Genomic DNA, 22,991 nt, shown 5'->3' with positions numbered 1-22,991 from the left:
ATTTTGATGTCATTGTTGCTAGACCAATGTCATGTTGGCTTGTCATACAAAGGCGCCTCGCTTTAATTTACGTCTAGTGACGTTATCTTCACTTTTATCTTAGTTAAGCTATTTAACGCTATCGTTCTGCTGCTTTTTCAAGCTGGCGGTTGGCGAGTATCGCTAGACCTTAGTCTAATTTTTATGCAAACGATGATTCGCTATTACCTGATAATCAGGCCTCAGTCTTTAGTGTTTTTTGACTCGCTCAAATGCTATAACCCTGTTAGGACAAGGGGCTAAATTAATTCGGCTTAATCTAATTATTAAAAAAACATAGAATTGTGATCTACTGCGCACAATAAAAATCCTGCTTTCCTTTTAAAACAACTGTATTTGCCATGGCGATAACTATTTATTTGCGGTAAAATGCGCCCGACCAGCGTGATTGCGATCGCATTTCTGTAATAAATCTGCGCTAGCTCAATGAGATAGAATTTGTTTCAAAGCCTTTCTCATTTAGCAGGAACGCGACGCATTATCTTTCCTTCATAACGTAGTGCTTGTGGATATGATTACAATAAAGAAAGGATTGGACCTACCTATAACAGGTAGACCAGAGCAAGTTATCCATAATGGCCCAGCCATTAAACATGTAGCTACTTTGGGTGAAGAGTATATTGGCTTACGTCCCACCATGAAGATTAAAGTGGGCGATAAGGTGCAAAAAGGTCAGGTGATTTTTGAAGACAAAAAGAATCCTGGCGTTAAATATACTGCTTTAGCCAGTGGCACAATTTCAGACATTAACCGGGGCGCTCAGCGTGTTCTTCAGTCGGTCGTCATTGAAGTGGAAGGGGACGATAGCGTTGCCTTTGCTAAATATGATGCATCTGCTTTAGACTCTCTTGACCAGCAACTGGTGCGTGACAACTTGATTGAATCAGGTTTGTGGACCGCACTTCGCACTCGTCCCTTCAGTAAAGCGCCTGCCGTAGACTCTTCTGCTGCTGGTATCTTTGTCACCGCTATCGATACTCAACCTCTTGCTGCCGATCCTGTCGTTATCATTAACGAGCACAAGGAAGATTTTGCTAATGGCTTAAAAGTCTTAGCCAGATTGACCGAAGGAAAAGTATATCTGTGTAAAGCGCCCGGTGCTGATATTCCAGCTGCCAATGCACAGGTTGAAGAGTTTGCCGGTCCGCATCCTGCGGGTCTTGTCGGTACACATATACATTTTGTCTTACCAGCATCTGCAAAACGTACTGTTTGGCATATCGGCTACCAAGATGTGATCGCTATCGGTCAACTGTTCACAACGGGTGAGTTAAATACCCAGCGTGTGGTTGCTGTTGCCGGTCCTAAGGCGCTTAAGCCTAGATTGGTTCGTACCTCAGCGGGTGCATCAACGGTTGAGCTGACCGCAGGTGAAATGGCTGACGGCGATGTTCGTGTGATTGCAGGCTCCATTTTAAATGGTAAAACCGCCGTAGGCGCACATGCTTATATTGGTCGCTTCCATAATCAAGTATCACTACTTGAAGAAGGCAGGCAGCAAGACTTTATCGGTTGGGCTATGCCTGGTTCTGATAAGTTCTCAATTACGCGTGCGTTTTTAGGTCATTTGTCACCTTCACGTCTGTTTAATATGACGACCAGCACGGGTGGTTCTGACCGCGCAATGGTGCCAATCGGTAACTATGAGCGTGTAATGCCTCTGGATATTCTTCCTACCATGTTATTACGCGACCTAGTCTCGAGTGATATCGATGGCGCCGCTGCGTTAGGTGCGCTGGAGTTAGATGAAGAAGATTTGGCACTATGTACATTCGTATGTCCCGGTAAATATGACTATGCGTCATATCTGCGTGACTGTTTAGATACGATTGTGAGGGAAGGCTAATGGGCTTGAAACAGTTTTTCAAAAGTATTGAACCGCAGTTTGAAAAAGGCGGAAAATACGAAAAGTGGTACGCGCTGTTTGAAGCCGCGTACACAGTATTTTATACCCCGGGGCACGTAAACAAGGGTCGTACCCATGTGCGTGATAACCTCGACCTAAAACGTATGATGATTACGGTTTGGGCTTGTGCATTTCCCGCCATGTTTGTGGGAATGTACAACGTGGGTCTGCAAGCGCAAGACGCCTTAGCCGCTGGCTTTGCGACGCCTGACGTTTGGCAAACGGCTTTGTTCGGGCTGTTTGGTACCGAGCTTACTGCCGACTCAGGTGTGGCCGCATTAATGTGGTACGGCGCCTGTTTCTTCCTGCCTATCTACGCGGTGACTTTTGCCGTGGGTGGTATATGGGAAGTGTTGTTTGCGACAGTTCGCGGCCATGAAGTTAACGAAGGTTTCTTTGTTACCTCAATCCTATTCGCGCTCACCCTGCCAGCCACTATTCCACTGTGGATGGTTGCTTTAGGTATTACCTTTGGTGTGGTTGTGGCGAAAGAGATTTTCGGTGGTACTGGGCGTAACTTCTTAAACCCAGCCCTTGCCGGTCGTGCGTTCCTATTCTTTGCTTATCCGCTCAACATGTCAGGCGATACCACTTGGGTCGTTGCTGACGGTTACTCAGGTGCTACTGCGCTGAGCCAAGCGGCGCAAGGCACCCTTGAGTATGGACTCACCCAAGACTGGTGGAATGCCTTCTTTGGTTTCATTCCAGGTTCAGTGGGCGAAGTGTCGACTCTCGCTATATTGATTGGTGGCGCGGTTATCATCTATACCCGTATCGCTTCATGGCGCATTGTGGGTGGTGTGCTTGCCGGTATGATCGCGGTATCGCTACTGCTTAACGCGATTGGCAGCGACACTAACCCTATGTTTGCTATGCCTTGGTACTGGCATTTGGTGTTAGGTGGCTTTGCGTTCGGTATGATGTTTATGGCGACAGATCCAGTTTCTGCGTCATTCACTAATAATGCGAAATGGGCTTACGGTATCCTTATCGGTGCTATGGCGGTGTTCATTCGTGTTATCAACCCTGCTTTCCCTGAAGGCATGATGTTGGCCATCTTATTCGCGAACCTGTTTGCTCCATTATTTGACCATTTCGTGGTTCAGTCGAATATCAAGCGGAGGATTGCACGTGGCTAGTAATAAAGATTCGTTCGGTAGAACACTGTTTGTTGTTGTTGGATTATGTTTCATCTGCTCGGTATTTGTATCTACCGCTGCGGTACTGCTAAAACCGACGCAACAAGAAAACAAGCTGCTTGATAAGCAAAAGTACATTCTTGAAGCGGCTGGCTTGGTGGACACTAAGTCAGGTAGCGTTGAGAAAGATCAAATATTAGCCACCTACAATAAGTATGTTGAAGCTAAGCTGGTCGATCTTAAGTCGGGTGAGTGGGTTGATGGCGATGCCAACACCTTTGACGCCGATAAAGCCGCGCGTAACCCTGAGACCTCATTTAAACCTAAAAATGATATCGCATCGGTTAAGAATGTGGCTAACACTGGCGTTGTTTACTTAGTAAACGATGACAAAGGTGAGCTGCAAACTGTGATCATTCCGGTGAAGGGCTATGGCCTGTGGTCAACCATGTACGCTTTCTTAGCGGTCGAGTCTGATCTCAATACCGTACGTAGTTTAGTTTATTACGACTTCACCGGAGCGGGTGAAACCCCGGGTCTAGGTGGTGAAGTGCAAAACCCGCAGTGGATTGCTAAGTGGGAAGGTAAAAAACTTTATGACGAGCAGGGCAACCTGGCGATTAAAGTGACCAAAAACCCTGCTATCGCAAACTCGGTACACGGTGTTGACGCGCTATCGGGTGCGACCCTAACCAGTAATGGTGTGCAGTATTCACTCGAGTTTTGGTTGGGTGAAGAAGGTTACGCTCGCTTTATTGAAAAGGCGCGCAACGGAGGGCTGAGCTAATGGCTAACGCTAAAGAACTTAAACAGGTTCTGACTGGACCTATTATTAGTAACAACCCGATTGCGTTGCAGATCTTGGGTGTGTGTAGTGCTTTGGCTGTGACCAGTAAGATGGAAACGGCATTAGTGATGACTATCGCACTGACTGCAGTAACGGCCTTGTCTAACTTGTTCATCTCGATGATCCGTAACCACATTCCAAGCAGTGTGCGTATTATCGTGCAGATGACGATTATCGCGTCGCTAGTTATCGTGGTAGACCAAGTCCTACAAGCTTATGCCTATGATGTTGCTAAGCAGCTGTCGGTATTCGTTGGTTTGATTATTACCAACTGTATCGTAATGGGCCGCGCTGAAGCTTACGCGATGAAGACACCGCCGATGATGAGTTTCATGGACGGTATCGGTAATGGTTTAGGCTATGGTGCCATCCTGTTGTCCGTCGGCTTCATTCGTGAGCTATTTGGTAACGGTTCTCTATTTGGCGTCGAGATCTTAAGTAAGATTTCTGACGGTGGTTGGTATCAGCCAAACGGCTTGTTGTTGCTACCGCCGAGTGCGTTCTTCCTGATTGCTGCGTTGATCTGGATTATCCGTACTATGAAGCCTGATCAAGTAGAAGCAAAAGGGTAAGCGCTATGGAACATTATATTAGTCTTTTAGTCCGTTCTGTTTTCATTGAAAACATGGCGTTATCCTTCTTCCTTGGTATGTGTACTTTCTTGGCGGTATCGAAGAAAGTCACCACCGCCATGGGCTTAGGTGTTGCCGTTATTGTGGTGCTGGCGATTTCAGTACCCGTTAACCAAATTATCTATCAAGGGATCTTAGCCCCAGGTGCACTTGCTTGGGCAGGCGTTCCTGATGCTGACTTGAGCTTCTTGAAGTTCATCACCTTTATCGGTGTGATCGCCGCCTTAGTGCAAATCCTCGAGATGGCACTGGATAAGTACTTTCCACCACTATACAACGCGCTAGGCATCTTCTTACCGTTAATCACGGTAAACTGTGCGATTTTTGGTGCGGTCTCTTTCATGGTTGAGCGTGACTACAACCTGACCGAAAGTTTAGTGTTTGGTGTAGGTTCTGGTATCGGTTGGGCATTGGCAATTGTCTTGCTAGCCGGTATTCGCGAGAAGTTAAAGTATGCTGATGTACCTGATGGTCTACGTGGTTTAGGTATTACCTTTGCTACCGCGGGTTTAATGGCGTTAGGTTTCATGTCGTTCTCAGGTGTGTCTCTGTAAAGAGACACCTTAACGGCTTCAGATTTTGAACCTTAAAGGATAAGTTCATGGGTATTATTGAATCTACTCCAATCGACGTCTATCTCGGTGTGAGTATGTTTACTGCCATTGTACTAGTGTTGGTATTGGTTATTTTATTTGCCAAATCAAAGCTGGTACCAAGTGGTGATATCACAATCAGCATCAATGATGATGCTAGCAAAGCAATTAAAACCGGTGCCGGTGGTAAGCTCCTTGGCGCACTCGCTGAAAACGGTATTTTCGTTTCATCTGCTTGTGGTGGCGGTGGCTCTTGTGGTCAGTGTAAAGTGATTGTTAAGTCTGGTGGTGGTGATATTCTGCCAACAGAGCGCGATCATATCTCTAAAGGCGATGCTCGTAACGGCTGCCGTTTATCGTGTCAGGTAAACGTGAAGGCCGATATGGAGATCGAACTAGAAGAAGAGATCTTCGGTATTAAAAAGTGGGATTGTGAAGTTATCTCTAATGATAACAAAGCAACCTTCATTAAAGAGCTTAAGCTGCAAATTCCTGATGGCGAATCAGTGCCTTTCCGCGCTGGTGGTTACATTCAGATTGAAGCGCCGGCTCACCATGTTAAATATGCTGATTTTGACGTACCAGCAGAATATCGTGGTGACTGGGAACACTTTGGTTTCTTTAATCTTGAATCAAAAGTGGACGAAGAAACCATTCGTGCGTACTCGATGGCGAACTATCCTGAAGAGGAAGGTATCATCATGTTGAACGTGCGTATTGCTACGCCGCCTCCACGTAACCTGAGCTTGCCTTGTGGTAAGATGTCGTCGTACATCTGGAGCCTAAAAGCGGGTGATAAGGTGACGATTTCTGGTCCATTTGGTGAGTTCTTTGCCAAAGATACCGATGCCGAAATGGTCTTTATCGGTGGTGGTGCTGGTATGGCCCCAATGCGTTCACACATCTTTGACCAACTCAAGCGTCTTAAGTCTAAGCGTAAGATCAGCTTCTGGTACGGTGCGCGTTCGAAGCGTGAGATGTTCTACGTCGAAGATTTTGACGGCCTAGCGGCGGAGAATCCTAACTTCGTGTGGCATGTTGCCTTGTCAGATCCACAACCAGAAGATAACTGGGATGGTTACACAGGTTTTATTCATAACGTCTTGTATGAAAACTACCTGCGCGACCATGAAGCACCAGAAGATTGTGAGTACTACATGTGTGGTCCTCCGATGATGAATGCGGCTGTTATCGGTATGCTAAAAGATTTGGGCGTTGAAGATGAAAACATCTTATTGGATGACTTCGGCGGTTAATCGCAGGTTCTTGTGATAATATCGACTCAGCTTTATGTGATTTCACCCTGGACGCTTAGGCGTTCTGTGGTGAAATCCATTGTTTATCTGAGTGATTATTAAGGAATATGGTCATTATGTTTAAGACCTTTATCAATAGGTTAGTCTTAATTGGACTAGCCTTTTTTGTTTCAGCGTGTAGCCAATCGGCACCCATGATCTCTCTGTCTGGTGAGACTATGGGCACCACCTATCATATTAAGTTTGTCAGTGGTGGGCAGGAACCTAATGAACAACTGTTACAGGCGGAAATTGAGCTTGCACTGGAACAGGTCAACAATCAGATGTCGACCTATCGGAGTAACTCCGAGCTGTCGCGTTTTAATCAGATGGCCTTAGCCAGCACTATTGAGGTGTCCTCTGATACAGCCCAAGTTATCCAAGCCGGGATCGATTTGTCTGAGATCACCGACGGGGCATTAGATATCACATTAGGGCCGCTGGTGAATCTATGGGGCTTTGGTCCCGATAAGCGCCCTGTCAAAGTGCCTAGCGACGAGCTAATCGCCCAGACCAGAGCAAAAACTGGCATCGAGCATTTAAGTGTTGATGGGTTAAAACTGCGTAAAGACAACCCAGATTTATATGTCGATTTATCTTCCATTGCTAAAGGCTTTGGAGTCGATAAAGTGGCTCATCTTTTGGCTAAATATCAGCCTAAAGGCTATTTGGTTGAAATAGGCGGAGAAGTCAGCCTATATGGCACTAAAGCCGATGAAAGTCCGTGGCGTATTGCGATCGAGCAGCCCGATATTGATGAACGTCAGGTGCAGCAGGTGATAACACCTGGCAATATGGCGATGGCAACCTCTGGTGATTACCGTAATTACTACGAAGAAGACGGTCAACGCTTCACCCATATTATTGACCCTAGAACTGGGTATCCGGTGAATCATCGTCTCGCTTCTGTCACTGTGCTGCACAAGCAAAGTATGATGGCGGATGGTTACGCGACTGCGATGATGGTGATGGGCACCGAAGACTCATTAGCTCTGGCGCAAGAACACCATCTTGCCGTTATGTTAATTGAAAAGCAGCCTAATGGTTTCAAGGTCTATTACAGTGATGCATTTAAGCCCTTCGTTGGCTTGTGATACAATATAGACGCTGTCACGCACCTAGAGGTGTGACAGCGTCACCCAATTGATTTTTGACGCATATTGTCTGCCTTGTAGGTGGTATGCATTTGGAGTATATGATGGGCACTTTTTTAGCGGCTTTTGTGGTATTACTGCTTTTTTTTGTATTAATGTCGGTTGGTTATATCGTTAAGCAGAAAGCGGTTGCGGGTAGCTGTGGTGGCTTAGGTGCTTTAGGCATCGACAAAGCGTGTGATTGCGACGATCCATGTGACAAGCGCAAGGCTAAAATGGCTGAAGAAGAGCGCAGTAACAAGTTTAATCAAGACCGTATCATATAATCACTTAATTTTATGTCACAAAGGCACCGATATCGGTGCCTTTTATTGCCTTCTCAATGCCGCATTCGCGGTGTCTCACCATTTGTTGTTATCACTTTAGGCTATACTGTTATTCCATCACGGCCAAGGATCCCTTGGTGAATCTTGCTAAGTCCCACCTCACAACATTGTATTCATTGGCGTGATCCAGTAGCTTGAGAGTAGTATTACAAATTATTGCCCAGCAGAGTAAGAGCATGAGGCTCATCGACACTGTCAGCGTTAGTAACGTGGTCAGATATTCACTATTTCTCATAGAACATAAGGATAATTGCTATGAAAGGTCATCCGAATGTCATTCGGCATCTCAATAAGATTTTGACATTTGAGCTCACCGCCATTAACCAATACTTTTTACATGCGCGTATGTACAAAAATTGGGGTTTAGAAGAGCTCAACGAAAAATGTTATAAAAAGTCGATTCAGGACATGAAACATGCCGACAAGTTAATTGAGCGGGTATTGTTTCTCGAAGGTCTACCTAATCTGCAGCAACTTGAAAAACTGCATATTGGCGAAAATCCACAAGAGATGCTGCAATGCGATAAAACCATGCTAGAAGCACAATTGATTGAACTACGTAACGTGATAAGTCTGTGTGAGTCTGAGCAAGATTATGTCAGCCGTGAAATCCTAGAAGATCTTCTCGAAGATGAAGAGGCCTATCTTGATTGGATTGAAGCGCAGCAAGACTTGATTAAGATGACAGGGATTCAGAACTATTTACAAGCGCAGATAGAGTCAGAGTAGGAGTTTAGGATGAAAGGTAATCAAGACGTCATTAATACACTTAATCAATTGCTTACTGGTGAACTGTCGGCGATGGATCAATATTTTGTACACGGGCTGATGTACGATGATTGGGGCTTAACTGAACTACATGAGCGCATTTCCCATGAGTCAGACGATGAGCGTGAACATGCTAAAAAGTTGGTCGAGCGCATACTGTTTCTCGAGGGGACGCCCGATGTAGCCAGCCGTGAAGCACTGCACATAGGCAAAGATCCGCAAGAGATGCTGCAAAATGATCTTAACTATGAGTATCAAGTTGCCGATAACCTGCGTAAAGCCATCGCCTTATGTGAAGCCCATAAAGATTATGCTTCACGCGAGTTACTCGAGGTACTGCTTGAGGAAACCGAGTCAGATCATATGTATTGGTTAGAGAAACAACTGGGTCTCATCGATAAAATTGGGCTGCAAAATTACCTGCAGTCTAAGATGTAAGGTTATAAGCTGTGGGCTGCAACTAAGGTAGTGCAAGTCGCGGTTATTTGAATTGCTCCAAGTTCACTTTGGTTGTTCTAATCATGGCGGATAAAAGTAGCCGATAGCTAAAACGTTAGATCTAAGCCACAGCATAATGCTGTGGTTTTTTGTTTACGCTTAAGGCGGTAGGGCCTTTAAGTCTACTGCTGTGGCCGGTTTAGGTGAGTTGGCATGGATAAGTGTTTGTGCACTGTTTAAATATACAGTATTCTTGCGGGTGGAGGTAATGCCCATTGAGAAAGATTATTCATGTGGACATGGACTGCTTTTATGCGGCAGTTGAAATGCGAGATTTTCCCGAGTTAAGAGACAAGCCGATAGCCGTGGGCGGGCGCAGCGATCGCCGCGGGGTGATCAGTACCTGTAACTATCAGGCTCGGCAATTTGGTGTACGATCGGCTATGGCCTCAGCCTATGCCTTAAAGTTGTGTCCCGATTTAATTTTGGTGCCGGGTCGGATGGATGTGTATAAAGCGGTCTCCACTCAGATCCGCAGCGTCTTTAATCGCTATACCGAATTAGTCGAACCCTTATCGCTCGATGAAGCCTACCTAGATGTCACCGATTGCGACGCCCATAAAGGCTCTGCGACCTTAATTGCAGAAGCGATCAGGCAAGAGATATTTGACCTTACAGGTCTCACAGCATCGGCTGGGATCGCCCCGGTTAAATTTTTAGCCAAAATTGCCTCCGATCTCAATAAACCTAATGGCCAATATGTGATCACTCCAGATGCCGTAACCGAGTTTGTTAAAACCTTACCCCTGATAAAGATCCCCGGAGTGGGAAAAGTCACTGCCGCCAAGTTAGCGCAGATGGGATTAATCACCTGTTTGGATGTGCAGCAGTGTTCTAAAACGGCGTTAATCGAGCGTTTCGGTAAGTTTGGTGGTGTCTTAGTCGAGCGAGCACAAGGGATCGATAATCGCAGTATTTCGCCTCATCGGGAACGAAAGTCGGTGGGAGTCGAAACTACGCTGGCCAAGGATATCTATACCTTGGAGCAGTGTGAATCGGTTATGCCGCAACTTATCCAAGAGTTAGGGGCACGCATTAGTCGCAGCGCGTCGGCGCGACGTATTCATAAGCAAGTGGTTAAACTTAAATTTGATGATTTTAAACAGACCACGATAGAGCATCGCAGCGATCAGGTGTCGGTTAAATTGTTTTATGACCTGTTATCGCAAGCGTTAGCACGCCAAGAGGGACGCGGCATCCGCTTGCTCGGTGTGTCGGTAGGGTTAGAGAGTGCTGCTGTCATCAGTGACAGTGAAGATGAATTTAATGCTGCACAGATGGATCTCGGGTTTTAGGGTTAGCCTTCAAATGAAGGTTTGTCATTTTTTGGATTAGCTTAAGTAGCGTTTGGCTGGGTGGGAGTTGGTTAAGTGGGCTTGAAGGTCGTATCTTCATTGCAATCAATCACCTGCGGTGAGCTTGTGTGCAAGCACACTTTTGGCACGCCGCGAGCACATCCATGTGGGCTCTGCGAAATCATCCATGATTTCGAAGGCCAAAACCGCGCTTACACTGGGATATTGACTCTCTTCGATTTAACTTCATTTGAGACTAATAACGCATTAAAAGCTAACCTAGTTTTGCCCCAAAGTTTGCTGGCCTTGAAATTAAGGCTTGGAATTTTTGGGATTAGCTATAGTAGCGTTCGGCTACATCTTATTTGTTAAGTGTGTTTGAAGGTCGAACCTTCAATGTGAGTTAATTGCTTGCAGCAGGCTTATGTGTAAGCGCTCTTTTGGCTCGCTGTGAATATATCCCTATACGCTCCACGGCGGCATCCATGCCGCCAAGGGCCAAAACCGCGCTTACACCTATCTCTAACGCTTCTTCGATTGGACTTCATTTGATACGACTAGTGAGTTAAAGGCTAAGAAGCTTTTGCCCCTTTATCATTTAGAACAATTACTCATTCGAACTTTGTGTTTCTGTGTTTACCTTATATTTACTAATGCGGAAAGCAAAAGATAAGGCCCTAGTAACTTGCCTTGTAGTATGCCTTAAAGACTACCACATGGAGCCTTTAGGCCTAATACTTTCTGGTATAAAAGGGTTTCGCTCATGACTATCGGGAATATGAAATTGTACGAAGAAGTTTATCTTAAAAGCTACGTTTACCACCACCTTCGACGAAGAGCCATGTATAGTTCAAGTTAAGATAATTACTATGAAAAAGATGCATAAATCGTTTGATTGGCGCATCGATAATACTAACTTTTAAACATTAACTCATTATTATCAATAGCTTGTAATATATATAAAAGTGCTATGCAGACCTCGTAAACACCTATGCATCTTTTTTATCTGTTAAATTGTCATATTTAACCTGACTTTTTTGTTAAATAATATATTTACAACAAACACTTACAAGTGATATTTTGACGAAGAGACTTACAAGAAAGCAGGAGGTTATCCTGCTGCTAATCAATAAGCTGTTATGTGTATATGTTAACTGACGGAGAGGTTTTTGCTATTTGCAATTTATGTAAATAATCTTGAGCAAGCTCTAAGTTGTCATTTGATATACCACGTTGCTGATTAAATTCCATTTGCCCTTTTATCGACTCGAACATATCAAATTTTTCATTCATGATTGCGTCTGATTTAGTTGCATTCCGTAGTGTACCATTATCATTTACTAGTATAATGGCTTGTGCACCAAAAGTCGCACTAGGTTCATCGGGAAATAATGCACCAGATAATATGGCAGCTTCATTTCGAGACATATTACTTGGGTCTATATATTGGGCTAATTCATGTATAGAGGATACTTCTTGCGCAACCATAGCACTTTGGGTTTTATTGTCCGGCAAAGAATTGCCGGTTTTATATGCTTCTTTTGCCGGAGTCATATAAGTAGTACTGGTAATTTGCATTTTAGCCTCTAAAATAATAAGTTTTCAATTATCAAGCGAAATTTGTGCCAACAGTGTTGTGAGTGTTCTGCTAGACACACATAACAAGAAAATAAACTAGGAAAAATAGAGTTTGCCGATTTTTTGCAAAGAACCGCAAAAAAGCGTCCAACTCAATTTTCCTGTTATTTAGGCGTTATGCGTCAGCGCGAATTCAGTGTAAATTGTTTTTGACTGTCGGCACTTTATAAAGATTATCGCGTTTGTTGCCTTGTCTTTAGTTTGGTAACTTGAGTGCTAAATATTTTGTTTCAGCTTTTAGCTAAACAGTTTTTCGCCAAGGTAGGCTTGGTGAAAAACGTCACTCTATTTGAGTGGCTCAAAATTCAAGGCTTGGTGTGTCGCACTGCGTGGGTGTTTTTTGCTTCTACGGTAGGGCTGCCACGAAAGCTTATATAAATTGCGTTGTTTGTAGTCATAACAACTTTACGCATAACAAGGCAATCAAACGGACTTGTAACAGTTGGCTGTTTTCACTCCGTTCAACATTTTAGCCAACAATTACAAGCCGCTTATAGCGGCGTTATATGCCTAAAATAGTCATTAGTATAATATCTAACATGGTGCACCTTTTGCATTAATATCAAATATCTATTAATACATGAGGAATTAATATGAATATTTTAAATGTAGGGCAAAACTATTCCATTACGACAGCAGCTAGCGGCAATAAAATGCCGACTGAATCTATTGCTGTAGAAAAAAACATAAACCAAAATAATTCACAACCTACAAAGATTGATATGAGAAACATATCAATTGATGAAATTAATACATTAATTAAATCAGGGGAAAGTGCTTTACTTGATGTAGTGCCATTTATACCATTAAATGTACTTGAACAATATAATAATGATCCCGAAAAAATAGGTAAAATCAAAGTAGACTTAATTGGGCAAGTTGAAAAATCCATAGATTTTAAAAAAAGCATTGGTGAGAATACTGACTTTTTATCAGGTGTTTTAAATAAATTTAAAGATCTTGACGGTAAACAGTTAAATGGGAAGGTTGATATCTTAGCATAATACGGCATATAACAAGACCTTCAAACGGACAAAAAACAGTTTGCTGTTTTCACTTCGTTCAACATTTTAGCAAACAATTTTTTGCCGCTTAAGGTGGCGTTAGCTGTTTTTTCTAGCAGAGTTAATTAAATCAATAATGGAGATATGAATATGGAAATTAATCAATCAAACAAATCCTTACTTAACTTTTTAATCCCCTTTTTAACTGCGTATTTTGGATCAAAGGGTATATTTTATTTATTCGCTTTTGAGTATTCTTTATTTTCAGATGCTTTTGATATTCAAAAACTACTAATTGATATTAGTGTCTTTGGGGTGTTATTTTATATTGGTTCAATTGGTGCTAATTATCTTACAAGTGCTAAAAATAAGTCTAGTGTAATCAACAACTAACAAGTCGTTAAAGCAGGACAAATAACAGTTGGCTTTTGCTCCTGCGTCGCTTATTTTAGCCAACATATTATTTGCCTCTTAACGAGGCGTTATGTGTTTGTGGTAATTAACTTATGGAGGAGTTGATGAAAGATCCGGATGACGAATTTTCTAAGTGGAAATTCGAACGAGAAAAAGGGTGTTTTAGATTTGCTGTTTGTATGTCATTTCCTGCTATTTTGGGTGTGATGATAGGTCAGAGCATTGATCCTATATTTATATCAGAAGTAGCTTGGAGTTGGGTTCAAACTATCGATATATTAATCAGTGGCTTTTGGGCATCGGTTGGTGCCTTTCCTCTTAGTTTCGTAATCTGGTGGTGGCGTGAGAAAAAGTATAAACGTCATATCGCTAAGTTTGAAAAACACACATAACAAATTGTTCAAGCAGACAGCTAACAGTTGGCGATTTTGGTTTGGTTGAGTTTAGAGATTACGGTGGCTTTGTTTGAGTATCGTGGTAGTTAGCTGCTACTTAACAAGGCGTTAGGTGTTCTTTAGTAACGCAGCCATCAATTGAACTTATTTTTCAAAATGTCCGTAAAATAATGAATTATCCAAAATGAATTCATAATGTTATGGAGTTGAAAATGAATCAGATTAATCCGGTAAAATTGCGCAATAGCAAATGGACAGCTGTAAAACCGATAAATCGAGAGAAACACTTTTTGGTGTCAGAAGTTGAGTATGAAGAGGACGGTTCGGTAACTTTGTGTAAGTTAGAATCTGTTCTTTCCAAAAATGAATATTCCATTGATTGGCTAGAGCTAAAAAATGAACAAAAGTGGTCTCAAGGTTGGACATAATCGGCATTTGGGCAATACACCTAACAAACGCTTCAAGAGGGACAGCCAACGCGTGGCATTTTTACTATGCGTTGGTTTTTGTGGTTACGGTGTTATGCGGAAAGTTGGTAGTAGCGTTGTCTGCCCCTTAAGCGGGCGTTAGGTTTCACACCTTTGGATGAATTTGGGCATAACCCCTTGAATATTAGTTGAATAGCCCATATGTGTGTTGGTGGATATATAAAACACATAAAGGAACACCAATGCCAATTTATAACGCGATAAATACTTTAAAAAGCACTGCTCCGCTAACTCTTCAACAAGCTAGCGCTTTCATGGGACAGCTTACCCCTAAGGTACAAATGCAAATCATTGCTGCAATATATATCGGACGAGATCATATTCATTCTAATACTTGGTCTGAAGATGTAATGTTGTCGACAGACTATATTGACCATATTCCGCCTAAAGACTATGCGCAGATTGTGTATGAGAAGAACTCTGCGTTAGTAAACTATTTGGACAGTATCGAGCGCTGTGCGGTTAATACAGGTTTTAATCTAAATGACTTATAAAGCTTAAGTCTAAGCCTAACTAATAAGGATAGGCCGCGCGTAGCCGCGTCCTTATCCCGAGTGTTGAACAAGCCCGGGTTTGTAGGAAGTGATACCTTTATATAGTAAATAGCGGCGTGAGATCTCACGCTGGTTTAGGTCGGGGAGCTTAATTTACACTTTTGGCTAGCCATAGCTATCCCTTAGCACCGACAGCCAATAAGTAAGTCTATAGTTTCAAAAGCTTAATCACCTCCTGCGTTTCACTTCTAGAGATCTAAAATTTCAAAATCCTGTTATCTTACCGCTTAAACAGTAGCGTTAGATTGCTAAGTGCTCTGGCTATGAAAGCTTGTCAGTCGCCCCTGCTTTTTTCCATGTACGCCCATAAATGTCATCGGCTGCTGGCAGCAAGAACAAGGCCGTATTGCCGCAATGCGTTTTGCCTCTTCGACTAGGGGAAATACCGCCCCTGCGACAACGATCATCAACTGTATTTGTTGCCTCAGTTTGCTGCAATTCCCGCTAAGTAATCCATAATCTCGTACTCGGCGTAACCCTTTGGGCAAAACATGCTGAAGCACTAACCATAGGAACTCTATCGCGGGTAAGGTACGCACTTTATTGGTTTGAGTTTGGCTGTCTAGATACTCGAAGCTGACGTGCCCATCGATATTACTGATGATATTTTTATCAGGCAATACACCGCGATAGAGGTATCTTGATAAGTACTTCAGTGCAGGTAAGCCTTTGCCAACATGCTGGCAATCTACCACCCACTTCTTTGGGGTAACTGCTGACAGTGTGATATCTAGCTTATTTGTCAGGTATTCCAGCAATCTTGCTCGCCACACCGTGGCGAGATTAAAGGCGTTGAACAGATATTTACCTCTGCTTTTTTGCCACTGCTTTTTGCCACTGCTTTTTGCCTTTGTTGAAGCTTCCTGCGGGAATGATGAAGTTAAGATGCGGATGGTAGTCTCGGCGTCTGCTGTGGGTATGCAGTACTCCCGTGAAACCTATCTCTCCGCCAAGTGATTTTGAGTTGTGTGCAAAGTCTTTAAGTACACTGGCCGCAACTGAAAACATAGCTTGATAGAGCAACTCAGGTTGATGTTTTGCAATGATTCGAAGCTCAAAAGGTAAAGTGAACGTCACCATGTAATACTCAACGGGCAATAACTTAGTTTGTTGTTTAGCTAGCCAATCTGCCGTGGTGTTGTGCTGGCATTGAGGGCAGCTCCGGTGACCACATGAGAGTGGATAATCAGTGGTATGAGTACAACTCTGACATGCCCTATGACTCGTGCGTTCAGTATTGGTGCGGCAGCTGAGCATCGAATAAATGGCTTGTCGCATCGCGGTTGTTATCTGTTGCTCGTATGTCTGATTAAACGCATCAAGATGAGCATGTAAAATATCGACGAACTTCATACGCCACACTCCCATTTCAGCGCTAAACCATCCGTCAGCAGGTTAATTGCTTTGACCGTGTTCTTGCGAGTGATCTGGGTAAGTCGTGTATAGCGTGCAGTAGTATTTAGGCTGTTATGGCCGAGCAGACTTTGAACAGAGCGCAGATCTAATCCTTGTTCTAGCAAGTGAGTGGCATAGCTGTGGCGTAGATTATGCGTGCTGATAGATTTATGAATATTGCACTCAGTAATCACTTTTTTTAGTGCTTTCTGGATGCCGCCTTTGTCCAAAACCGAGTTAGCTTTTTAACTAGCTACTCGCACGAAATGAAGCAAAATCGAAGAGACAGAATAACCCAGTGTAGATGCGGCTGCGGACGTTGATGGCAGGGATGCCATCGTCGAGCCTCCACGGATGGATTCACGGCGTGTAGCAGCAGTATCTGCACACTCCCTGCCGGACAGGCGATTGATAACAGTGAAGATACAAATTTCAAAGACACTCTACCAACACTAACTCAGCCAAATGTTAAACCACAAAAATGCCAACACCTTCATTCGAAGGCCAAGATACTTTTGTCCATCTTTGAGTCAGCGAGCCTGCGCTGACTCACTTATGCCCCGAAGTGTGTTGGCCTTGCAGTGAGGGTATGGCATTTTTTTTACTTTGTTTGGGTAGTGATTGGCGGAGTGACTCGTGTACTGGCTTCCTTGATCTGAATACACTAAGACTTCACTTAGCTGCCTGCTTACTTTTGTGCCAAAACATACTCAGAATTAACCATGATTGGCTTGTGTTTATGGCGCAATGGTTTAGGTTTAGTGGTAGCGTTTTTATGCCTTAATGCGGCGTAATATTTTGAATTGAAAGGTGGAGTATATGGATAAAGCACTGCAAACCATGATTGAAAATATGCCTGAGAAAACTGGCAAAAAGCTAGAAGAATGGATTCAAATATTGAAAAAAGAAAACCTTGAAAAGCACTCGGCGGCGGTCACTTTTTTAAAAACAAAGCATGGTGTGACGCATGGATTTGCCAATACTATTGTCACCTTATCCAGAGATAAAACTGACTCTCCCGATGATTTGGTGTCAATGCAATATAAGGGTAAAGCATTGCTTAAACCAATTTATGACATGCTTCTTTTAGAAATAAATAAGTTAGGTGAAGATATCGTCATTACGCCAAAAAAAGGAAGTGTCAGTTTTATCAGAAAAAAACAGTTTGCCTTAATCAAACCTGCAACGAAAACGAGAATAGATTTAGGTTTGAAACTCAAAGATATCGCGGTTCAAGGTCGCTTAGAGGATTCAGGTCCATTTGGTACTATGTGTACTCATAGAATACAGCTAAAGAGCATATCTGACGTCGATGCTGAGGTTATTGGTTGGGTATCAAAAGCATACGAAAAATCTGTGTAGTCAAAATAGATAAAGTCAATCAAACGAGTCGGTTAATGGCTTACTCGGTGCAGTTTCACTGTTGAGTCAGCGATTATCTGCTCTCATTGGGGGTACTAAATGAAGTTCGTAGTTATACCTATAATATTGCTGTTTATTACGCTTAATACATATGCTAGAGATGTTGAGTCTTTGACCGTGGCTAGGCTCGATGGCTCTCAAATAAATTATTATCTTTTAGGTCAGCCTGATAAGTCTCCCAGTGATGTGTTGTTGCTTATTCTTCAAGGCTCTAGCTGCAACAGTGTTTTACAAATTGAGTCGATATTCAGTGACTACCAAGATGTCTGGCCGACAGCTGATCTTCTTCTCATCGAAAAATACGGAATTGACAAGAAGCTCAATTACAGCCCAGATACAGAGCGAAAAGATTGCCCGGTTCAATATCTTCAAAACGATAGTCCAAAGCAACGTGTTGCGGACATCAATACCGTTATCGATAGGGTACGTAAGGACCGTCGATACCGTAATTTAATCGTCCTCGGCGGGAGCGAAGGAGCGCTTGTCGCCAATTTGTTTGCCTCAAGCAATGAAGATGTAGATGCAACGATCTCCTTTAATGGTGGTGGTCGTTGGTTCATCGATGACGTTTTATACAATATCACTTCTGAGTATGAAAACCGCGCAGCGGCCAGAGATAGCATTGAAGGCTTTAAGGGGTTTTCTGAGCATGTACTTAACAGTCAACCATCGTTGAATCTTGAGGTGAGCGGGCATGGTTATAGTTGGTGGCATCAAATGTTATCTATCGACCAGTTTGATGTGCTTCAAAAAGTAAATTCTCCTTTGCTTATCGTTCAGGCGGGGATGGACTTATCGGTATCGCCGCAGGCTGTTGATGCAATGATGATGGCGTTACGAAAAGCCGGAAATAAAAACATTGATTATCTCACTTATGAAAAACTCGACCATGGATTTAGCAATGGTGCTGGCCAAAATGAACGGAAAAAAGTTATTGCCGACATGAAAGCATGGTTAACGGGACAGCTAAACAACACAGAACAACTCGATGCAGAGTGATTAATGCTATCGAGTTTTAGAAAGATTTAAGTTTTGAGGGTTTGGCGTTTGTCATATAACCCAAGCAAGCTTTTTGCATCGAATGTGAAGAAACAAACACCTTCCCTATAGAAGCGCCATTCATTGTGGTTAATTCTCGGGGGGGAGTTTACTGCAAGCTATTTAAACTTATTCAATATGCTGACAAATTGTTATGTATTTTTGCCGACAAAAAAGGCGCCTATGATGACTCATAGGCGCCTTTTTTATGAATCGCCGCTTAGGCTTTTGCTGGAATACGTTCGAGTACGGCTAGAAGCAGTTTCCAGTATTGTTCGACGGTCTCAATCAATACCATCTCATCTGGGCTGTGAGGATAGCGGATGGTGGGGCCAATGGAGACCATATCCATCTCAGGATAAGGCTTCTTAAACAAGCCACACTCAAGCCCTGCGTGGATCACCATAATGGTTGGCTCTTTATGGTAAATCGCTTCATAGGTGTCTTTGACAATCGCCATCACAGGGGAGCTGCTGTCTGGCTTCCAGCCGGGGTAAGCACCGCTAAACTCCACCTCTGCGCCCGCTAAGTTGCTCAGTGCTGTTAGGTTGCCTTCCACTTCTTCACGGCCAGAATCGATAAGCGAGCGAATTAAGCAAAGAATATTGACAAATTCTGCTTCGGTTGAGATCACGCCAACGTTTAAAGAGGTTTCTGTTACACCTGCTATCTCATCGCTCATGCGCATCACGCCATTAGGGCATGCATGCAGCAGATCGATAAGCGTTTGCTGCACATCTTCACTCATTACCTGTTTCGCGGCTGGAGCCTCTTGCAGGGTTAACTGCATATCTGGATCGGCGATGGCTAACTCTTGACGAACGAGTTGGGTAAATGCTTGCATTAACTCATTTAGGCGCGCCACATTTTCACTGGGCAGCATAAAGCTGACGCTTGCCTCGCGAGGAATGGCATTACGCAGCGAGCCGCCAGTAAAGTTTGTCAGTTCAAGTGCTAACTCATCGGCGTGATTAAATAAAAAGCGGGCGAGGAGCTTATTAGCATTGCCGCGGCCTAAATGAATGTTTACCCCTGAGTGCCCGCCTTTGAGACCCGATATCGACAGGGTATAGGTTGCGTTTGTTGGCTCTGGCGCTTGCCATACCATAGGCACACTGATTTGAGCATCAACGCCACCGGCGCAGCCCATGTAGATCTCACCCTCTTGCTCCGAGTCGGTGTTGATCAAGATCTCAGCATCAAGATAACCCGCTTCTAATCCAAATGCGCCGGTCATGCCTGCTTCTTCATCTATGGTCAGTAGCACTTCTAATGGGCCGTGAGCAATGTCGTCGCTGCCTAGAACCGCCAGCGCCGACGCCATGCCGATACCGTTGTCTGAGCCTAAAGTTGTTCCCTTGGCTTTTACCCAATCACCGTCGACATAGGCTTCGATAGGATCGTTTTCAAAATCATGTTCTTTGTCGGCATTTTTTTGCGGCACCATATCGATATGGGCTTGCAGGGCGACGACTTTACGGTTTTCCATGCCTGGTGTGGCGGGTTTCTTAATGATTAGGTTGCCAACTTTATCTTCGACAACGCTGAACCCTTTGTCTTTGGCCCAGTTTTGAATGTGTTGACTTAATGCTTGCTCATGCTTTGATGGGTGGGGAATGGCGCAGATCTGTTCAAACCACTGCCACAAGGCTTGAGGTTGCAATTGACTTAATGTGCTCACGGACAAACTCCTCTTTCATTCTTTAATATAGGTCTTTGAGGTCAAAATTGGCCACAGTCTACCATAGGGTGATTTTACTCGGGTCGATTAAAGTCGATTTTGCCTGTGATATCTGTCATACAAAGTTGCCAGATAGGTTCACAATAGTTCTTATTTGACTTGGCTTTATCGCTATATAAAGTGAATAATGCCACAACAATTTGACAGCGATGATCCGCCGCAGAGCGGTATCGAGTTCACAAGCATAGGGAATGGATATGAATCCAATAACGTTTGTTGATGTACAAGATAATGATGCCATTTTTGAAGGTGCAGGCTGGGATGCACTGATCGTGGTAACGTCAAGTATCGATGCTATCGGTATCGACGAAATCAGTTTACTGGCCCGCCATGGCGCTAAGGTCGATGCGCGAGTAGGGCGTAGTGCTACCTTATTATTTGCGCCCGGTTTGGCTGGCGGGCGTTTAATTGTCGCGCCAGTACTGGGGCATGACAAGGATGTTGAAGATGTGCGTATTTATGCCGATGCTGCCCGTCAAGGCATCGCGCTGGCTAAAGATGCAGGGGCTCGTAAGCCACTATTGATTATTTCACCGAGTAACGCCCCCCAATATCGTCAATCATTATCTGTTGCGGCTTTGGCTTGTGGCCAAGAGCTATGGCAAGCATTAGAGCTGCGTGAAGCGGTAGCACTCACCTATGGTATCGACACTATTGGTTTATTGGTTAGTGATGTGCAGGCCAAGGTACTTAATGCCATCGAAGCTGGGCGCCATCTTGCGCGAGATCTTTGCGGTACCGAGCCCGAGCGGATGTCGGCTCCCGCGTTTGCACAGTATTGCCTCGAGGCGTATCAAGATTCGGGTTTAAGCGTGAGCGTAATTGAAGACCGGGATGTGCTTGAGCGTGATTATCCTCTGCTGAGCGCCGTTGGGCGCTCCTCTTTTGCGGTATCGCGCCATCAACCTAGGGTCGTTAAGGTGGAATATTGTGCCGATGATGAAATCACCCGCAGTTACTTTTTTGCCGGTAAAGGGGTGGTGTACGACACTGGTGGCGCCGATATTAAGGTCGGTGGCGGCATGGCGGGCATGAGCCGTGACAAAGGCGGGGCTGCTGCCATTGCCGGATTGATGAAAACCTTGGCGATACTCAAGCCAAAGGGGATTAGGGTTGTTGCCGAGCTTGGGTTGGTGCGTAACAGTATTGGTAGTGAAGCCTTTGTTACCGATGAGATCATCAGTAGTCATGCGGGCGCGCGCGTGCGCATCGGTAATACCGATGCCGAAGGACGTTTAGTCTTGGCCGATCTCCTATCGCATCTACGTATTAAGGCTGCTAATGCGGTGGCGCCGCAGCTGTTTTCGGTCGCAACCCTAACAGGGCATGTGGTGCGCTGTTATGGCAATTATACTGCAGTGGTTGAAAATGCTGTGGCGCGTTCGCAGCGTGTGGCGGAGCAGTTGCAAGAGGTGAGTGAAGTGTGGGCTGAGCCTATCGAGGTGTCTCGTCTGCGCCGTGAAGATTATAAGATGCTTATCGATCCCTCTGCGGCGGCCGATATTGTGTCATCCAATAATGCGCCTTCTTCGGTCACGGCTCGTGGTCATCAATACCCTGCTGCATTTTTACTTAAAGCTTCAGGATTAGAAGCCCACGGCTTAAAGAGTGATAAGCCGCTGGCTTATACCCATGTGGATATAGCAGGCAGTGCCACTGAAGGCTCGCCACTTTATGGTAAACCGACGGCGGCTCCTTTAGTGAGTCTGTTTCAGTATATGTGTGCCGATCAATAATGTGTTTGCGACAATGGCACTCGCGCCCACTTGATGTGGGCGTCGATTGACGCAGGGGCGGGAAATTGGGCCGAGTCGGGTAACTGGCGCAATAGCAGAGGAACATTGATCTTGTGTGTCGAATGAGCCGGCATTTTTTATGCTAAGCCAGCTTATATGGCGGAGGCTGGCTTAAGCTGGCCTCTTGTCGCTTTTAGTTCAAAAAATGCCAGAAAGTGTGATCTTAATGCGCCGCCAAAGTTGCTTTGTTGTATTAAAACTACAAAATTAGCCTTTTTTACAAAAAATCGCCCTAAGGGGTTGTAATAAAATTACGCTTTTGGCTATAATAGCCTCGTTGGTTGGCATAGGCCATCCAACATAAGTCTATCCAGGATGGATAATTCTCCAAGGAACCGAGCGACAAGTTGACTCTGCGGTATATCGCCCTATTTGAGCGACTAATATCAAGTTTCATTTATTCAACTTTGTTAGGAGTTTTGACTATGTCTTATACAGGAATGCAATACGTTTATTGGCAGAATACTTGGTTTAACACTGATGCTCTGCGTGGCGGATTGTTTGCTATGTCCCTTTAAGGGTTAACTACCCCTTTATCAATTGAACCTAGTTCATTTGATAGCAAGTAGTTGCATCATCCATCAACCTTACCCCAATGTTGGGGAATTTTAGAC

22 protein-coding genes and 1 pseudogene are annotated in these 22,991 nt (G+C 44.2%); 19 read left to right on the top strand and 4 right to left on the bottom strand.

What is annotated here, in order from left to right; genetic code table 11:
• The first annotated feature begins 550 nt into the window (after window positions 1-550).
• From DVO77_RS10725 to dinB, 11 genes are all read left to right on the top strand, one after another.
• Window positions 551-1,885 (top strand): Na(+)-translocating NADH-quinone reductase subunit A, encoded by a 1,335-nt coding sequence (locus DVO77_RS10725; protein WP_119978380.1) that lies wholly within the window; start codon window positions 551-553, stop codon window positions 1,883-1,885.
• On the top strand, window positions 1,885-3,084 hold the full coding sequence (locus tag DVO77_RS10720) for an NADH:ubiquinone reductase (Na(+)-transporting) subunit B (RefSeq protein WP_110457794.1): 1,200 nt from the start codon (window positions 1,885-1,887) through the stop codon (window positions 3,082-3,084). Before DVO77_RS10725 ends, DVO77_RS10720 begins: the two co-directional genes overlap by 1 nt.
• A complete protein-coding gene (locus DVO77_RS10715; protein ID WP_110457793.1) occupies window positions 3,077-3,871 on the top strand; it encodes a Na(+)-translocating NADH-quinone reductase subunit C in 795 nt (264 codons plus the stop codon). The genes DVO77_RS10720 and DVO77_RS10715 overlap by 8 nt, the downstream gene beginning before the upstream one ends.
• Complete coding sequence (locus DVO77_RS10710) at window positions 3,871-4,503, top strand: NADH:ubiquinone reductase (Na(+)-transporting) subunit D (RefSeq protein ID WP_110457792.1); 633 nt, start codon at window positions 3,871-3,873, stop codon at window positions 4,501-4,503. The genes DVO77_RS10715 and DVO77_RS10710 overlap by 1 nt, the downstream gene beginning before the upstream one ends.
• 5 nt (window positions 4,504-4,508) lie before the next feature.
• Window positions 4,509-5,117, top strand: a complete 609-nt coding sequence (gene nqrE, locus DVO77_RS10705) for an NADH:ubiquinone reductase (Na(+)-transporting) subunit E (RefSeq protein ID WP_110457791.1) — start codon at window positions 4,509-4,511, stop codon at window positions 5,115-5,117.
• A gap of 47 nt (window positions 5,118-5,164) precedes the next feature.
• A complete protein-coding gene (gene nqrF / locus DVO77_RS10700) occupies window positions 5,165-6,412 on the top strand; it encodes an NADH:ubiquinone reductase (Na(+)-transporting) subunit F (RefSeq protein ID WP_110457790.1) in 1,248 nt (415 codons plus the stop codon).
• 116 nt (window positions 6,413-6,528) lie between these two features.
• Complete coding sequence (locus DVO77_RS10695; protein ID WP_119978342.1) at window positions 6,529-7,545, top strand: FAD:protein FMN transferase; 1,017 nt, start codon at window positions 6,529-6,531, stop codon at window positions 7,543-7,545.
• A 104-nt stretch (window positions 7,546-7,649) separates the two neighbouring features.
• Window positions 7,650-7,871: a (Na+)-NQR maturation NqrM gene (gene nqrM, locus DVO77_RS10690; RefSeq protein WP_110457789.1), complete on the top strand. Its 222-nt coding sequence runs from the start codon at window positions 7,650-7,652 to the stop codon at window positions 7,869-7,871.
• A gap of 315 nt (window positions 7,872-8,186) precedes the next feature.
• On the top strand, window positions 8,187-8,660 hold the full coding sequence (gene bfr, locus DVO77_RS10685) for a bacterioferritin (RefSeq protein ID WP_119978341.1): 474 nt from the start codon (window positions 8,187-8,189) through the stop codon (window positions 8,658-8,660).
• A 9-nt stretch (window positions 8,661-8,669) separates the two neighbouring features.
• A complete protein-coding gene (bfr, locus tag DVO77_RS10680) occupies window positions 8,670-9,137 on the top strand; it encodes a bacterioferritin (protein WP_110457787.1) in 468 nt (155 codons plus the stop codon).
• Window positions 9,138-9,412: 275 nt separating this feature from the next.
• Window positions 9,413-10,492 (top strand): DNA polymerase IV, encoded by a 1,080-nt coding sequence (dinB, locus tag DVO77_RS10675; RefSeq protein ID WP_110457786.1) that lies wholly within the window; start codon window positions 9,413-9,415, stop codon window positions 10,490-10,492.
• 1,137 nt (window positions 10,493-11,629) lie between these two features.
• On the opposite strand, the gene DVO77_RS10670 is transcribed toward dinB, so the two are convergent.
• A complete protein-coding gene (locus DVO77_RS10670; RefSeq protein ID WP_119978340.1) occupies window positions 11,630-12,070 on the bottom strand; it encodes a hypothetical protein in 441 nt (146 codons plus the stop codon).
• Window positions 12,071-12,723: 653 nt separating this feature from the next.
• Here DVO77_RS10670 and DVO77_RS10665 point away from each other — a divergent pair.
• From DVO77_RS10665 to DVO77_RS10640, 5 genes are all read left to right on the top strand, one after another.
• On the top strand, window positions 12,724-13,134 hold the full coding sequence (locus DVO77_RS10665; protein ID WP_119978339.1) for a hypothetical protein: 411 nt from the start codon (window positions 12,724-12,726) through the stop codon (window positions 13,132-13,134).
• A 150-nt stretch (window positions 13,135-13,284) separates the two neighbouring features.
• Window positions 13,285-13,527 (top strand): hypothetical protein, encoded by a 243-nt coding sequence (locus DVO77_RS10660; protein ID WP_119978338.1) that lies wholly within the window; start codon window positions 13,285-13,287, stop codon window positions 13,525-13,527.
• A 125-nt stretch (window positions 13,528-13,652) separates the two neighbouring features.
• Window positions 13,653-13,940 carry a hypothetical protein gene (locus tag DVO77_RS10655; RefSeq protein ID WP_119978337.1) on the top strand — a complete coding sequence of 96 codons (288 nt, stop codon included), beginning with the start codon at window positions 13,653-13,655 and terminating at the stop codon, window positions 13,938-13,940.
• 215 nt (window positions 13,941-14,155) lie between these two features.
• Window positions 14,156-14,371, top strand: coding sequence for a TIGR02450 family Trp-rich protein (locus DVO77_RS10650; RefSeq protein WP_045572420.1), 216 nt, complete (start codon window positions 14,156-14,158; stop codon window positions 14,369-14,371).
• 314 nt (window positions 14,372-14,685) lie between these two features.
• Window positions 14,686-14,925: a hypothetical protein gene (locus tag DVO77_RS10640; RefSeq protein ID WP_162924181.1), complete on the top strand. Its 240-nt coding sequence runs from the start codon at window positions 14,686-14,688 to the stop codon at window positions 14,923-14,925.
• 308 nt (window positions 14,926-15,233) lie between these two features.
• Here DVO77_RS10640 and DVO77_RS10635 read toward each other — a convergent pair.
• Together DVO77_RS10635 and DVO77_RS10630 are read right to left on the bottom strand one after the other, a co-directional pair.
• Window positions 15,234-16,338, bottom strand: a pseudogene (locus tag DVO77_RS10635) (IS91 family transposase).
• Complete coding sequence (locus DVO77_RS10630; RefSeq protein WP_119978335.1) at window positions 16,335-16,610, bottom strand: tyrosine-type recombinase/integrase; 276 nt, start codon at window positions 16,608-16,610, stop codon at window positions 16,335-16,337. Before DVO77_RS10630 ends, DVO77_RS10635 begins: the two are co-directional and overlap by 4 nt.
• Before the next feature lie 589 nt (window positions 16,611-17,199).
• Here DVO77_RS10630 and DVO77_RS10625 point away from each other — a divergent pair.
• On the top strand, window positions 17,200-17,742 hold the full coding sequence (locus DVO77_RS10625; protein WP_119978334.1) for a DUF4287 domain-containing protein: 543 nt from the start codon (window positions 17,200-17,202) through the stop codon (window positions 17,740-17,742).
• 99 nt (window positions 17,743-17,841) lie between these two features.
• Window positions 17,842-18,801: an alpha/beta hydrolase family protein gene (locus DVO77_RS10620; protein WP_119978333.1), complete on the top strand. Its 960-nt coding sequence runs from the start codon at window positions 17,842-17,844 to the stop codon at window positions 18,799-18,801.
• A gap of 259 nt (window positions 18,802-19,060) precedes the next feature.
• Here the strand turns inward: DVO77_RS10620 and DVO77_RS10615 are convergent, their stop codons facing one another.
• Entirely contained in the window at window positions 19,061-20,521 is a 1,461-nt protein-coding gene (locus tag DVO77_RS10615; RefSeq protein ID WP_119978332.1) for an aminoacyl-histidine dipeptidase, read from the bottom strand.
• Between the two features lie 257 nt (window positions 20,522-20,778).
• On the opposite strand from DVO77_RS10615, the gene DVO77_RS10610 reads away from it, so the two are divergent.
• Window positions 20,779-22,317 (top strand): M17 family metallopeptidase, encoded by a 1,539-nt coding sequence (locus DVO77_RS10610; protein WP_119978331.1) that lies wholly within the window; start codon window positions 20,779-20,781, stop codon window positions 22,315-22,317.
• Window positions 22,318-22,991 lie beyond the last annotated feature (674 nt).

It is taken from the genome of Shewanella algidipiscicola, from assembly GCF_003605125.1.
GTDB classification, from domain to species: Bacteria; Pseudomonadota; Gammaproteobacteria; order Enterobacterales; family Shewanellaceae; genus Shewanella; species Shewanella algidipiscicola.
The sequence above is the reverse complement of the archived record's forward strand: the minus strand, read 5'-3'. Positions and strand labels throughout refer to the sequence as shown.

What these genes read in the sequence shown, in the direction of transcription:
- DVO77_RS10725 (WP_119978380.1), top strand. Translation starts at nt 551, where the DNA reads ATGATTACAATAAAGAAAGGATTGGACCTACCTATAACAGGTAGACCA.
- DVO77_RS10720 (WP_110457794.1), top strand. Translation starts at nt 1,885, where the DNA reads ATGGGCTTGAAACAGTTTTTCAAAAGTATTGAACCGCAGTTTGAAAAA.
- DVO77_RS10710 (WP_110457792.1), top strand. Translation starts at nt 3,871, where the DNA reads ATGGCTAACGCTAAAGAACTTAAACAGGTTCTGACTGGACCTATTATT.
- nqrE (WP_110457791.1), top strand. Translation starts at nt 4,509, where the DNA reads ATGGAACATTATATTAGTCTTTTAGTCCGTTCTGTTTTCATTGAAAAC.
- nqrF (WP_110457790.1), top strand. Translation starts at nt 5,165, where the DNA reads ATGGGTATTATTGAATCTACTCCAATCGACGTCTATCTCGGTGTGAGT.
- DVO77_RS10695 (WP_119978342.1), top strand. Translation starts at nt 6,529, where the DNA reads ATGTTTAAGACCTTTATCAATAGGTTAGTCTTAATTGGACTAGCCTTT.
- nqrM (WP_110457789.1), top strand. Translation starts at nt 7,650, where the DNA reads ATGGGCACTTTTTTAGCGGCTTTTGTGGTATTACTGCTTTTTTTTGTA.
- bfr (WP_119978341.1), top strand. Translation starts at nt 8,187, where the DNA reads ATGAAAGGTCATCCGAATGTCATTCGGCATCTCAATAAGATTTTGACA.
- bfr (WP_110457787.1), top strand. Translation starts at nt 8,670, where the DNA reads ATGAAAGGTAATCAAGACGTCATTAATACACTTAATCAATTGCTTACT.
- DVO77_RS10670 (WP_119978340.1), bottom strand. Translation starts at nt 12,070, where the DNA reads ATGCAAATTACCAGTACTACTTATATGACTCCGGCAAAAGAAGCATAT.
- DVO77_RS10665 (WP_119978339.1), top strand. Translation starts at nt 12,724, where the DNA reads ATGAATATTTTAAATGTAGGGCAAAACTATTCCATTACGACAGCAGCT.
- DVO77_RS10660 (WP_119978338.1), top strand. Translation starts at nt 13,285, where the DNA reads ATGGAAATTAATCAATCAAACAAATCCTTACTTAACTTTTTAATCCCC.
- DVO77_RS10655 (WP_119978337.1), top strand. Translation starts at nt 13,653, where the DNA reads ATGAAAGATCCGGATGACGAATTTTCTAAGTGGAAATTCGAACGAGAA.
- DVO77_RS10650 (WP_045572420.1), top strand. Translation starts at nt 14,156, where the DNA reads ATGAATCAGATTAATCCGGTAAAATTGCGCAATAGCAAATGGACAGCT.
- DVO77_RS10640 (WP_162924181.1), top strand. Translation starts at nt 14,686, where the DNA reads ATGGGACAGCTTACCCCTAAGGTACAAATGCAAATCATTGCTGCAATA.
- DVO77_RS10625 (WP_119978334.1), top strand. Translation starts at nt 17,200, where the DNA reads ATGGATAAAGCACTGCAAACCATGATTGAAAATATGCCTGAGAAAACT.
- DVO77_RS10620 (WP_119978333.1), top strand. Translation starts at nt 17,842, where the DNA reads ATGAAGTTCGTAGTTATACCTATAATATTGCTGTTTATTACGCTTAAT.
- DVO77_RS10610 (WP_119978331.1), top strand. Translation starts at nt 20,779, where the DNA reads ATGAATCCAATAACGTTTGTTGATGTACAAGATAATGATGCCATTTTT.